12 protein-coding genes are annotated in these 12,504 nt (G+C 67.9%); 6 read left to right on the top strand and 6 right to left on the bottom strand.

All coding sequences use genetic code 11. From position 1 onward, the window contains the following. Positions 1-111: 111 nt before the first annotated feature. The 5 genes from B1A78_RS16945 to B1A78_RS16925 all read right to left on the bottom strand — a co-directional run bounded on the left by B1A78_RS16945 (position 112) and on the right by B1A78_RS16925 (position 6,518). On the bottom strand, positions 112-1,134 hold the full coding sequence (locus B1A78_RS16945; RefSeq protein ID WP_077148095.1) for an AAA family ATPase: 1,023 nt from the start codon (positions 1,132-1,134) through the stop codon (positions 112-114). A gap of 14 nt (positions 1,135-1,148) precedes the next feature. Next, positions 1,149-2,696 (bottom strand): XrtA system polysaccharide chain length determinant, encoded by a 1,548-nt coding sequence (locus B1A78_RS16940; protein WP_077148092.1) that lies wholly within the window; start codon positions 2,694-2,696, stop codon positions 1,149-1,151. Positions 2,697-2,756: 60 nt separating this feature from the next. Next, on the bottom strand, positions 2,757-3,413 hold the full coding sequence (locus tag B1A78_RS16935) for an XrtA/PEP-CTERM system exopolysaccharide export protein (protein ID WP_077148094.1): 657 nt from the start codon (positions 3,411-3,413) through the stop codon (positions 2,757-2,759). 355 nt (positions 3,414-3,768) lie between these two features. Next, positions 3,769-4,998 carry a pyridoxal-dependent decarboxylase, exosortase A system-associated gene (locus B1A78_RS16930; RefSeq protein WP_077148091.1) on the bottom strand — a complete coding sequence of 410 codons (1,230 nt, stop codon included), beginning with the start codon at positions 4,996-4,998 and terminating at the stop codon, positions 3,769-3,771. Then, the gene (locus B1A78_RS16925; RefSeq protein WP_077148090.1) at positions 4,995-6,518 is read right to left on the bottom strand and encodes an acyl-CoA ligase (AMP-forming), exosortase A system-associated; all 1,524 of its coding nucleotides are present in this window, start codon (positions 6,516-6,518) and stop codon (positions 4,995-4,997) included. Before B1A78_RS16925 ends, B1A78_RS16930 begins: the two co-directional genes overlap by 4 nt. Before the next feature lie 35 nt (positions 6,519-6,553). On the opposite strand from B1A78_RS16925, the gene B1A78_RS16920 reads away from it, so the two are divergent. Genes B1A78_RS16920 through B1A78_RS16905 form a run of 4 tightly spaced genes read left to right on the top strand, consistent with a single transcriptional unit; the run spans position 6,554 to position 9,334 of the window. Continuing rightward, positions 6,554-7,555 (top strand): GNAT family N-acetyltransferase, encoded by a 1,002-nt coding sequence (locus B1A78_RS16920; protein WP_077148089.1) that lies wholly within the window; start codon positions 6,554-6,556, stop codon positions 7,553-7,555. A gap of 7 nt (positions 7,556-7,562) precedes the next feature. Then, positions 7,563-7,832 (top strand): phosphopantetheine-binding protein, encoded by a 270-nt coding sequence (locus B1A78_RS16915; RefSeq protein ID WP_077148088.1) that lies wholly within the window; start codon positions 7,563-7,565, stop codon positions 7,830-7,832. 18 nt (positions 7,833-7,850) lie between these two features. Then, the gene (locus tag B1A78_RS16910) at positions 7,851-8,519 is read left to right on the top strand and encodes a hypothetical protein (protein ID WP_077148087.1); all 669 of its coding nucleotides are present in this window, start codon (positions 7,851-7,853) and stop codon (positions 8,517-8,519) included. Further along, entirely contained in the window at positions 8,504-9,334 is an 831-nt protein-coding gene (locus tag B1A78_RS16905; protein WP_077148093.1) for a hydrolase 1, exosortase A system-associated, read from the top strand. The genes B1A78_RS16910 and B1A78_RS16905 overlap by 16 nt, the downstream gene beginning before the upstream one ends. Positions 9,335-9,442: 108 nt before the next feature. Here B1A78_RS16905 and trxB read toward each other — a convergent pair whose 3' ends face one another. After that, positions 9,443-10,408 (bottom strand): thioredoxin-disulfide reductase, encoded by a 966-nt coding sequence (gene trxB, locus B1A78_RS16900; protein WP_077148086.1) that lies wholly within the window; start codon positions 10,406-10,408, stop codon positions 9,443-9,445. A gap of 94 nt (positions 10,409-10,502) precedes the next feature. On the opposite strand from trxB, the gene B1A78_RS16895 reads away from it, so the two are divergent. Both B1A78_RS16895 and B1A78_RS16890 read left to right on the top strand, forming a co-directional pair. Continuing rightward, entirely contained in the window at positions 10,503-11,126 is a 624-nt protein-coding gene (locus tag B1A78_RS16895; RefSeq protein WP_077148085.1) for a class I SAM-dependent methyltransferase, read from the top strand. Between the two features lie 18 nt (positions 11,127-11,144). Next, positions 11,145-12,440, top strand: coding sequence for a caspase family protein (locus B1A78_RS16890; RefSeq protein ID WP_083734257.1), 1,296 nt, complete (start codon positions 11,145-11,147; stop codon positions 12,438-12,440). The last annotated feature ends 64 nt before the right edge of the window (positions 12,441-12,504 follow it).

Below are 12,504 nucleotides of genomic sequence, written 5' to 3'. Positions count from 1 at the left end.
GCGACTGCCTGATCCAGACCGACATCGCGGGGCTGAAGGTGATGCCCGCGAGAAGCAGCGCGGCTAGCGTCATGACGCCATGACGCGCGCGGGGGAGAGTGGTGCGCATGGTCAGGCGCCTCCTTGTCCATAATAGGTGCCGAAGCGGCGGCCGCCCGGCGAATATTTGACGCCGTTGAGCAGCAGCTGGATATGCGGGCAGGCGCCCATCAGGCCGATCGCGTCGCGCAGCGCCGATTCGAGCGTTTCGTCGGCGCGCACCACCATGATCAGCTGGCCGACATGGCCGGCAAGCACCGCGGCAGGCGAGGCCGCGAGCACCGGCGGCGAATCGAGGATGACGATGCGGCCCGGCGCGCCGGCTTCGAGCTGCGCGAGCAGCGCCTCGGTCCGCGCCGAGGCGAGCAGTTCGGTGTCGTGCGTGTGCTGGGTGCCCGCGGGCATCACCTTCAGCCCCGCGATGTCGGTCTGGATCAGGCAGTCGCCGAGCGGCAGATGCGGGTCGGCAAGCGCGTCCATCAGCCCCGGACCGTTTTCCAGCCCCAGCGCTTCGAGCACGCTCGGCTTGGCGATGTCGGCGTCGATCAGCAGCACGTCGTGATCGGTCTCGACCGCAAGGCTGAGCGCGAGGTTGACCGCCGAAAAGGTCTTGCCCTCGCCCGGATTGGCCGACCCGATCAGCACGCGGTGGCCGCGCGGCAGCACCGGGCGGTTGCCGGCGCCCGCGAAATTGCGGATCAGCTCGCGCTTCACGATACGATATTCTTCGGAAATGCCGCTAACCGGGGCGCCCGGCACGATCATGCCGCGCGCGGCGAGCCGCTCGCGATCGATCGTTCCCTGGCGGCTCGGCACCACGGCGGGCGCGGCACGCGCGATATCCTTGCGCGGCGACGGCTTGGGCGCGGCTTCGACCGCGGGCGCCGCCTCGACGACGGGGTCGAGGATCTCGGCTTCGAGCGTCACCGGCGTTTCGGGCTCGGCCTTTTTCTTCGGCTTGCCCTTGCGCACCGGCTCGTCGGGCAGGCCCGATACGTCGATCGTCGGCGCACCGGCGGCGGGGTCGGTACCGAACATGTCGGCGGCGCGTTCGAGCAGCGAGGGCGTGCGCTTGATGGGGCGGTGGTCGTTCATTTTCTTGTCCCCCGTCACGCGACCATGCCGCGCTGGACGAATTCGGCGATCAGCAGCAGCACGAACAGCGCCACCAGCGCGCCGCTGCCGCCCGCGAGCCAGACGAGCTTCTTCTTGCGATCGGCGTGGCGATCGGGCGTCACGACCTCGGTGATCGAACCGATCACCGGCAGGCCGCTCGCGCGTTCGAGCTTCGCCGCGGTGGCATAGCTGGTGCGCACCTGGCCGAGGCCGAACGCGGTGCCGATACCCCCTCCGATGCCAGCGAACAGCACGAGCGCGAGGAACAGCGGGCGGTTCGGCGCCGCGGGCGCAGTCGGCTTCGTCGGCGGATCGAGCAGTTCGATCTTGATCGCGTCGGTTTCGGTCTGGACCTCGCCGCGCATGCGCACCTGTTCGCGCTGCGCCATCAGCCGGTCGTATTGCGCTTTCAGCGCCGTATATTCGCCGTTGATCCGTTCATATTCGGCAGCGACGCCGGGGTTCTGGATCTGCGCGGTGGTGATGCGGTTGATGTCGGCGGTCAGCTGCGCCTTGCGCGACGACAGCGCGGCAACGGTCGCCTGACGCTCGGCGCGCATCGCCTGCAGCGTCGCATAGGCCGGGTTTTGCGTATTGCCGCCGCCACCGCCGCCCGCGCCTTCGCGGTCGGCCATGGCTTTCAACGAGGCGATCTGGCTTTTTAGCGCGATGACGTCGGGGTGCGCGTCGGTCAGCCCGCGCGCGCGCATCGACGACAGCTCGTTCTGCGCGCCCGCCAGCTGCTGGCGTGCGACGCCGCCGCCGACACCCCCCATGCCGGGCACGTTGATCGTCGCGGGGGTCGAGGCCATTTGGCCGTTCGCCGCCGCGAGCGAGCCCTGCGCTGCGGCGAGCTGCGTTTCGATCTGGCCGAGTTCGGCGCGCGCGGCATCGATCCGCTGGCCCGGCGAGCCGGTGCCGCTGGAGATGAGGCCGATATTCTTCGCCTCGAAGGCGGCGCGGCGCGCCTCGACCTCGCCCAGCGCCTTTTCGCGGTCGGCGAGCTGGGCGTCGAGGAACTTCAACCCCTCGCGCGCGGTCATCCGGCCGCCGCGCAGCTGTTCGTCGCGGAACACGGTGATCAGACTGTCGAGGACACCGCTCGCGAGCTTGGCATTGTCGGCGTCGGACAGGCTGCCGACCCCGATCGACGAGGTGATCTCGAAGATATTTTCCTGCTGCGGGACGACCTTGATATTCTTTTGCAGCATCGCGACGGCGCCGGCCTTCTCGCGCTCGCCCGCGCCCGCGGGCAGCATACCGGTGGTCACCGCGACCTTCTCCAGGTTGCGGGCGCTGGTCAGCGTCTCGCGAATCTGGTCGATCTGCGCGCGGTCGGCATAGGGGCCGCTTTGCGCGTCGGCGGGGACGATCTCGTTGATGTCGACGAGCAGGCGCGCGCGCGAATCATAACGGTTGGGGATCGAAGCGATCGCCAGCCAGCCGAGGATGCAGATCCCCCAGGCGACGGCGAGAACCAGCCAGCGGCGCGTCCAGACGCTGTGCAGCGCCACCCGGAATTCGTCGTAAAGGCCGTTCATTGTCTCGTCTTGATCCCTAAGTTTCGGGGGGCAATCTGGTCAGCGGTGCGGGTTCGCGGGTCAGAACATGCTTTCGGGAATGATGATCACGTCGCCCGGCTGGAGCCGGACATTCGCCTTGATGTCGCCGCGCTTGACGAGGTCGTTGAGGCGCAGCCCATATTCATGCTGCTTGCCCGACCCCTTGTCGTACCGGACGAGGCGCGCCTTGTTGCCTGCGGCATATTCGCCGAGGCCGCCGACCGCGATCATCGCGTCGAGCACGGTCATATTGGCGCGGAACGGGATCGACGCGGGCTTTTCGGTCGCGCCGACGACGCGCACCTGTTGCGAGAAGGTGCTGTTGAAGCTGGTGACGATGACGCTGACGATCGGGTCGGTGATATATTGGCTGAGCTGGAGCTTGAGGTCCTGCTGCAGCATCGTCGGGGTCTTGCCAACCGCCGGCATGTCGGTGATCAGCGGGGTGGTGATACGGCCGTCGGGGCGCACCTGCACCTTGCCGCCGAGTTCGGGGTTGCGCCACACGAAGATCTGCAGCTCGTCGAGCGGACCGATGATATATTCCTCGCCCGGACCTTCCTGGTTCTGCACGAAGGTCGCGCTGGGCAGCTGCGGCGCCGCACCGCCGCCGCCCATGCAGCCGGTCAGCGCGGTCGCGGCGATACCCGAAACCAGAGCCACGCGCGCGGCGCGAAGGGCGGGAAACGACGTCATCATGCTATCACCTTTCCTGCGGCAAGGGCCCCATCGCGAGCTAAATGCCCTGGGCGGAAGCCAATGCGTCAGGATCAGCGATGGCGGAAAAGGGTGAACATACCGTTAGTAGTCGGCTAGCTTTGCTCCCCGCTTGTCGCGATCTGTTCCGATACGGGACAGAAATCGCATTCCCTTCCTTCCCCCTTGATGGAGGAGACAGCGAGACTTGCACGCTTGCTTCCTAGTCGCAGCGGAGGGGGTGAGCTTTCGGTCTGACACAATGGTGCAAGGACGCACCATCGCCCTCATCCAACTGCGCCTAATCGCTTCGCGATAAGGCTGCGTATCCTTCTCCCATCAAGGGAGAAGGAAATCAGACCAGCATCTCCCTCGCCGGTCCCTGCCCAAGGAAGTTAGCGGGGCTGGCGCTGGCGCCATAGGCTCCGGCTAGGAAGATCGCGACCAGGTCCCCGACCTCGCCGCGCGGCAGCGCGACCTGGTCGCCGAGGCGATCGAGCGGGGTACAGAGGCAGCCGACGACCGAGACGGTCTCGACGGGTTCCGCCCCGAAACGGTTTGCCAGCGCGATCGGATAGTTGCGCCGGATCACAGTGCCGAAATTGCCGCTCGCGGCGAGCTGGTGGTGCAGCCCCCCATCGGTGACGAGGAAGGTCTCGCCATGGCTCATTTTCCGGTCGACGATGCGGGTGAGATACACCCCCGCCTCGGCGACGAGCCAGCGGCCGAGTTCCATCGCGAAGCGGCTGGCACCGAGCATCGGGTCGCGCGCGGCGAGCGTCGCCGCGAGCGCGTCGCCCACCGCCTTCGCATCGACCGCGCTGTCGCCGGGGAAATAGGGTACACCCATGCCGCCGCCGAGATTGACGAGCGGCGGCACCGCGCCGATCGCGTTGGCGAGCCGCGCCGCGAGCGCGACCGTCTGCGCCTGCGTATCGGCGATGGCGGTCGCATCAAGTGCCTGCGATCCCGCGAAAATATGGAAACCCTGCCAGTCGGCGCCGGCATCGAGCAGGCGTTTGACCAGCGCCGGGACTTCGGACGCATCGACCCCGAAGGGCTTGGCGCCGCCGCCCATCTTCATGCCCGATCCCTTGAGGTCGAAGTCGGGGTTCACGCGCACCGCGAGCCGCGGGACGATGCCGAGCCGCGCGCCGATCGCGAGCGCGCGTTCGGCCTCGCCCGCCGATTCGAGATTGAGCGTCGCGCCGACCTTGATCGCATGTTCCAGCTCGCTGTCGCGCTTGCCCGGCCCCGCGAAGCTGATGTGCCCGGTCGCCATGCCGCTCGTCCGCGCGGCCTTGAGCTCGCCGCCCGACGCGACGTCGAGCCCGTCGACCATCATCGCCATATGGCCGAGCAGCGGGCCATAGGGGTTCGCCTTCATCGCATAATGAAGCTGCACCTCGGGCGGCATCGCGGCGCGCCATTCGGCGACGCGCGCCGTCAGCATCTTTGAATCATAAACGAAGAGCGGCGTGTCACCGGCATCCTCGGCCAGTTCGTCGGCGCGCTGGCCGCCGATCAGCAGCATGCCGTCGGTATCGGCGGCAAAGCCGGGGGGGATCGGACCATGCGGTTTCATGCCGCCACCTTCCAGTCTGCGGCGATCGCGACGCGGTCGAGCTTGCCATTGGGATTGCGCGGCAATTCGCTGCGCCATTCGATCGCCTGCGGCTGCATGAAATTGGGCAGGTTCGCCTTGAGATGCGCCGTCAAGGCGTCGGGATCGCCCTCCCCCTTGCCGCGCACGATCAAAATGATCGCGGCGCCGAGCCGCTCGTCGGGCACGCCGAACGCCACCGCCTCGAAGATCAGGCCCGACGCGATCGCGACATCCTCGACCTCGGTCGGGCTGACGCGGTTGCCCGCGGTCTTGATCATCGCATCGTCGCGCCCGACGAAAGTGAGCAGCCCGTCGGCATCGCGGCGCACCGTATCGCCCGACCAGACCGCCATGCCGCCATAGGCCGACACCGCGGGCGCGGGCCGGAAGCGCTGCGCGGTGCGCTCTTCATCCTGCCAATAGCCCTGCGCGACGAGCGGCCCACAATGGACAAGTTCGCCGGGTTCGTCATCGGCGGTGAGCGTGCCGTCGGGACGGCAGACGAGGATTTCGGCGTGCGGGATCGCGCGGCCCATCGAGGTGGGGTGATCGGCGACGAGCGCGGGCGGCAGCCAGGTCGAGCGGAACGCCTCGGTCAGCCCGTACATCGGATAGATGGCCGCGTTCGGGAAGGTCGCACGCATCGCGTCGATCAGCGACGGCGTCAGCGCCCCGCCGCTGTTGGTCAGCCGCCTCAGATGCGCAGCATTCTCGGCGGGCCAGTCGCTTTCGACGAGTTGCACCCAAAGCGGCGGCACCCCTGCGAGCGTCGTCGCGCCATGGCGCGCGACCGCCTTCACGACGTCGCGCGGGGTCAGATAGTCGAGCGGCGCGACCGCCGCCCCCGCAAACCAGGTCGAGAGCAGCTGGTTCTGGCCATAATCGAAGCTCAAGGGCAGCACCGCGAGCACGCGATCCGCCGGCACGATCTCCAGATAGGACGCCACCGCCTCCGCCCCGAGCCACAGATTGGCGTGGCTGAGCATCACCCCCTTCGGCCGCCCGGTCGAGCCGCTGGTGTAGAGGATCGCGGCAAGATCATCGGGCTCGGCAAGCGACGGGGGCAACCCCTGCCCCCCCGAATCAATCACTTCCTCGGCGATCTTCAAATCCTGCACCGCGCATTCGTCGGGCAGGCCCTCGCCGAGCGTGTCGCCGCGCGCCGCATTGGTAACGAGCAATTTCGCCCCGCTGTCGGCCAGGATATGCGCGACCTGCGGCGCTTTCAGCAGCGGGTTGACCGGGACATGGATCAGCCCCGCGCGCGCGGCAGCGAGTGGCATCAGGCAGGCGAGACGCGTCTTCGCGCTCCAGCTCGCGACGCGTTCGCCGGGCCCGCCTGCCTGTTCGAGCAACCACGACGCCAGCCGCCCGACGCTGGCGTCAAGCTCGGCAAACGATATGACCTTGTCGCCGATCAGCAACGCGGGCGCATCGCTAGCGCCGCAAAGGGCGAGATGGTCGATCGGGCGCGACGTCGGGCTTGGAGGTTCAGTCATCGGTTCTTTAGGACTGGGTGATAGAGCGCCAGCCTATGCAAGGGAACGGTGAACATCGCGCTAATGATGAAGCGGGGCTGCCTGCCGACGCGCGTGCGGGCGGCCCCGCTTCGCCGTTCGACCGCTCCGCCTGGTTCGACCTGCTTGCCGCGCATGGCTTTGCCGGCGAAGGCCGCGTCGATGCATCGGGCACGGCAGGCGGCGTGACGGCATGGCTGTCGCTACGCCGCGACCGGCCGGGCCAGCTGAGCGGGCTCGCCAACTGGTACAGCTTTGCGATCCGCCCGCTCTTCACCGGCGAGGGCGACCGCGCCGCGGCGCTGCGCCAGCTCTTCGCGAAGCTCAGGAAAAAGGCCGCGCGGCTGACGCTCTATCCGGTGCCCGATGCCGCAGAGGCCGATCTTGCGGCCGCGCTCCGCGCCGCCGGCTGGTGGGTCAAGGCGACCCCCGCCGGCGACAGCCACTGGCTCGACCTTTCGGGGCTGACGCACGACGATTGGTGGGACAGCCGCCCCGGCGCGCTCAAGAACACCGTCAAGCGCAAGGCGAAGAAGGGCGTCGTCGATATCCAGCTCCTGACCGCCTTCGACCCCGGCAGCTGGGCCGCCTATGAGACCATCTATGCCGCAAGCTGGAAGCCCGAGGAAGGCGACCCCGCGCTGCTGCGCGCCTTTGCCGAGAGCGAGAGCGGTCGCGGCACCTTCCGCATGGGCATCGCGCGGATCGACGGCATCCCCGTCGCCGCGCAATATTGGACGGTCGAGGACGGCACCGCCTTCATCCACAAGCTCGCGCATGTCGAGGACAGTCTGAAGGCCTCGCCCGGAACCTTGTTGTCGGCGGCGCTGTTTCGTCATGTGATCGAGGTCGATCATGTGAAGCGCGTCGATTTCGGCACCGGCAACGACGGGTACAAGAAGGACTGGATGAATCGGCACGAACCGCTGTGGCGATTGGAGGCTTTCAATCCGGCGCGCATCGCGGCATGGGGACCCGCGATAAAGGCTTTTGCGCGCTCGAAACTGGGGCGCGAGTGAGGACGCGATGACCGATACCCCCGCCACTGTAGATGCGACGCTCCGCGCGCTGCTCGCCGACATTCTCGGCCTCGGCGAAGCACGCGCCGCCGCGCTGACCGAAGACAGCGGGTTGTTCGGCGAACTGCCCGAATTCGACTCGATGGCGGTCGCGACGGTGCTGACCGAGATGGAAGACCGCCTCGGCATCATCATCGACGACGACGAGATCGATGGCGAGATTTTCGAAACCTACGGCAATTTGCTCGCCTTCTCGTTGCGCAAAGTGACCGACTGAGGTCTATCGGGCGCACGCATGGGCGAACATCATCTGCGCATCGAGCCCGCCGGCGCATCGCGCGCCACCATATTGATCGTCCCGCCGCTGTTCGAGGAAGCGAACCGCACGCGCCGCACGCTGGTGCTCGCTATGCGCGCGCTCGCGGCACAGGGTTTTGCCGCAATCATGCCCGACCTGCCGGGGCAAAATGAGAGCTTGGTCCCGCTTGAGCATGTCGACCTTGCAGGGTGGCAGGCGGCGCTGGCCGAAGTTGCAGCCGACATCGACGGGCCACTGCTTGTCGCATCGCTACGCGGCGGGTGCCTGATCGATCACCAGGTCAAAGCCGCCGGCTGGTGGCGGCTCGCGCCGGTCGGCGGGGCGTCGCTGCTGCGCACCCTGATCCGCGCGCGCGTCTCGGCCGACCGCGAGGCGGGGGTGACATCGTCGCTCGAAAGCCTGACCGAGACGGCGCAGCGTGAACCGCTGCTGCTCGCGGGCAACCGCCTGTCGCCCGCGATGATCGCCGGGTTGGGAAGCGCCGAGGTCCAGCCCATCGAGCCGCTGCGCAGCGTCGCGCTTGGCGCCGACGGCATCGCGGGCACGCCGCTGTGGCTGCGCGCCGAGCCCGGCGAGGATGCGGCGATGGCCGAGGCGATCGCCGACGATATCGCTTCATGGAGCGCGATATGCGGCATCAACTGAGCTTCGCCTGCGAAGGCGCGGCGCTCGCCGCGACGCTCGACGACGCGCCGGGTTCGACGGGCCTGCTCATCGTCTCGGGCGGCAACGAAATCCGCAGCGGCGCGCATCGCGGCATGGCGATGCTCGCGCAGCGCGTCGCCGAAGCCGGACATCCCGTGTTCCGCTTCGACCGCCGCGGCATCGGCGACAGCGAGGGCGACAATGGCGGCTACCGCTCGAGCGGCCCCGACGTTACAGCCGCGATCGCGGCCTTCCGCGACGCCGCGCCGCAGATGACGCGCGTGGTGGCCTTCGGCAATTGCGACGCCGCGAGCGCGCTGCTGCTGCACCAGCCGCTGCAGCTCGACGGGCTGATCCTTGCCAACCCGTGGACCTATGAGGACGCGTGCGCCGACGACGGCGAAGCGGACGAACCCGCGCTGCCCCCCGCATCGGCAATCCGCTCGCGCTACCTGTCGCGGCTGAAGGACCCGAAGAGCCTGATCCGGCTGGTCAGGGGCGAGATCGATTTGAAGAAGCTCGCGCGCGGACTGTCGGCGATGGGCCGAAAACCCGCTCCGCCTGCCTTCGGCAGCCTCGCCGACGAGCTGGAAGCGACGCTCGCGGAGATGTTCTGTCCGGTGACGATCCTGCTCGCGACGGGCGACCGCACCGCGCAGGCCTTCATGGAAAAGCTCGCGAAACCGCTCGCACATATCGCGGCAAACCCGGGGTCGATCCGCGTCGAGCGGCTGACGAGCCCTTCGCACAGTTTTGCCGGCGACGATGGCGAGTGGCTCGCGGCGCGGATATTGGCCGCGCTGAAACCGAACTAACGACCCTCACCCTTCCCACCGGCTTTGCCGGCGAGCCCCTTCCCTCTCCCATCGGGAGAGGGAGGGAGGCGCGAAGCGCCGGAAGGGTGAGGGTCGTCGTCGGATTGCTTACGCCTCCACCAGCGCCTTATATTCGGCCTCGGCCAGGAACCGCTCGGCATCGAGCGCGGCCATGCAGCCCATGCCCGCCGCGGTCACCGCCTGGCGGTACACCTTGTCGGTGACGTCGCCCGCCGCGAACACGCCCGGGATGCTCGTCAGCGACGTCCCCGGGGTGACCTCCAGATAACCGTCGGCGTCGAGCGGCAGCTTGCCTTTGAACAGCTCGGTCGAGGGGCTGTGGCCGATCGCGACGAAGCCGCCGTCGGTCGGCTCGTGGCTCGCTTCGCCGGTGACGGTGTCGATCAGGTCGACCCCGACGAGCCCCGACACGCCGTCGCCCGCGACGAAGCGGTCGACCTTCTTGTTCCACAACACCTTGATCTTCGGGTTGGCGTGAAGGCGGTCCTGCAGGATCTTCTCGGCGCGCAGATGGTCGCGGCGATGGATCAGCGTCACATCGTCGCTGTGGTTGGTGAGGTAGAGCGCTTCCTCGACCGCGGTGTTGCCGCCGCCGATCACGACGACCTTCTTGCCGCGATAGAAGAAGCCGTCGCAGGTCGCGCACGCCGAGACGCCCTTGCCGCCGAGCTCCTGCTCGCCTTCCACGCCGAGCCACTTCGCCTGCGCGCCGGTTGCGATCACCAACGTTTCGGCGATGTAGACATCACCGCCGTCGCCGGTCAGCTTGAACGGGCGCTGCGACAGGTCGACGTCGACGATCGTGTCCCAGATCATGCTCGTGCCGACATGCGTCGCCTGCGCGGTCATCTGTTCCATCAGCCAGGGTCCCTGGATCACCTCGGCGAAACCGGGATAGTTCTCGACGTCGGTGGTAATCGTCAGCTGGCCGCCGGGCTGCAGGCCCTGCACCACGATCGGACGCATGCCCGCGCGCGCGGCATAGATGGCGGCGGACAGGCCCGCGGGGCCGGAGCCGAGGATGAGCATCTTGGTTTCGTGGGTCGCGGGCATGTCGGTCTTTCTTTCCCTGTGGCGGATCGCACAGATGGGTGTTGCCAATCGCGCTAGCAAGGGACAGGCTGCACGCCAAGGGGAGTGTGCCATCATGGCCAGCTGGTGGGAACGTCACGGAGTACCGCGCCTGATCAAATGCGCCTGTTCGCAGGGGCAGATCATGAAGGCGCGCAGCAAGGTCGTGCCGCATGCGGCGGGCGATGTACTCGAACTGGGCTGCGGCGGCGGCATCAACATGGAATTCTACGTGCCCGAGCGCGTGACGAGCTTCACCGGACTCGACCCCTCGCCCGAATTGCTCGCGATGAGCCGCGCCGCGGCGACGGCGCACGGGATCGACGCCGATATCCAGGGCGGGGTCGGCGAGGCGATGCCGTTCGAAAGCGGACGCTTCGACACGGTGGTGACGACCTTCACCCTCTGCTCGGTCGCCGAGCAGAAGGCAGTGCTCGCCGAAATCCGCCGCGTGCTCAAACCCGGCGGGACCGCGCTCTTTCTCGAACATGGCGGCGCGCCCGATGCCGGTGTCGCGAAATGGCAGCGGCGGATCGAACCCGTCTGGAAGCGCATCGGCGGCAATTGCCACCTCACCCGCCCGATTTCGGACGCCTATGCCGCGGCGGGCTTCGCGGTCGAGCGGCAGGGCGCGATGTATATGCCCAAAACGCCGCGCCCCTTCGGCTGGGTCGAATATGGAGCCGCGCGCGCGACCTGACGACGAAAGGAGAGCGAGATGACGCGTTTCTTTCTACCCCTTTTGACCTTCCTGATGTTCCTCGCCCCGACCGGAGCCGAAGCGCGCAAGGTCGCGCTGGTCATCGGCAATGCCGCCTATGCCAACGCCAGCGCGCTCACCAATCCGCCCAACGACATCCGGATCGTCGCCGACGCCGCAAAGGCGGCGGGCTTCGACGTCGTCACCGCCAGCAACCTCGACAATCGAGCGTTCCAGGGCGCGATGCGCGATTTCCGTGCCAAGGCCGACGGCGCCGAGGTCGCGATGGTCTATTTCGCTGGCCACGGCATCGAGGCGCAGGGCAAGAACTGGTTGCTGCCGACCGACGCGAAGCTCGAATCGGACCTCGACCTCCCTTATGAGGCGATCGAGCTCAACCGGCTGATGGAGGCGGTGTCGGGCGCGCAAATCCGCATGGTCGTGCTCGATGCATGCCGCAACAATCCCTTCGGCAGCAAATGGCGGTCGGGCACGCGCGCGGTCGCGCGCGGCATGGCGGGGGTCGAGGCCGACGATGTGCTCGTCATCTTCGCCGCCGCACCGGGGCAGACCGCAAGCGACGGCACCGGCGCGAACAGCCCTTTTGCGCTCGCCCTCGCGCGGCGGCTGCCCGAACCCGACCTGCCCGTGCAATTATTGGGCGGCGCGATCCGCGACGACGTGCTCGCCGCGACGGGCGGCAACCAGCGCCCCTTCGTCAGCGCGAGCATCACCGGAACCCCCGTCTATCTGGTGCCGCGTACCGTGCCGACCCTCGTCGCTGCGGCTCCGGCCGTGCCGACGGGTGACCGCACCGCGAGCGAAGAGATTTTCTGGAAGGGCGCGCTCGCCGAAAGCAGCGTGCGCGCCTTCAGCGCCTATCTGTCGGAATTTCCCGACGGCCGCTACGCATCCGACGCCTCCGATGCGATCGCGCGGCTGCTGGCGCCGAGCGCCGACGGCACCCCGACCCGCGGCGGCCAGTACCGCGTGTCGGATATCGTGATCGAATGCGTCAAGGTGACGGGCTATCTCGGCCTGCCCGACCAGCTGTTCCTGCGCTTCGGCGGCGAGACGCGCTTTCCCGAGTCGAAGAAGGACAGCTACACGATGAAGAAGGGCCAGCGCTGGGCGGTGCCGCGCAGCTATGCCTTCGACGGCAACACGACGGTGCAGGTGCTCGAGGACGACGATGTCGGCGGCGCGGATATCATCGGTACGATCGACCTCGAACCAAGGGCGGGGAATTTCACCCGGACGCTGAACGGCGACCGCAGCGAATATCGCGTGACCTATGTGGTGAGCGCGGAATAGCGCGTTAGCGGCAAACCACCCTCACCCTTCCCACCGGCTTTGCCGGCGGGCCCCTTCCCTCTCC

It is taken from the genome of Sphingopyxis sp. KK2 (assembly GCF_001990265.1).
GTDB lineage: Bacteria > Pseudomonadota > Alphaproteobacteria > Sphingomonadales > Sphingomonadaceae > Sphingopyxis.
Note: the sequence above shows the minus strand (reverse complement) of the source record. Positions and strands in the feature narration are given on the sequence as shown.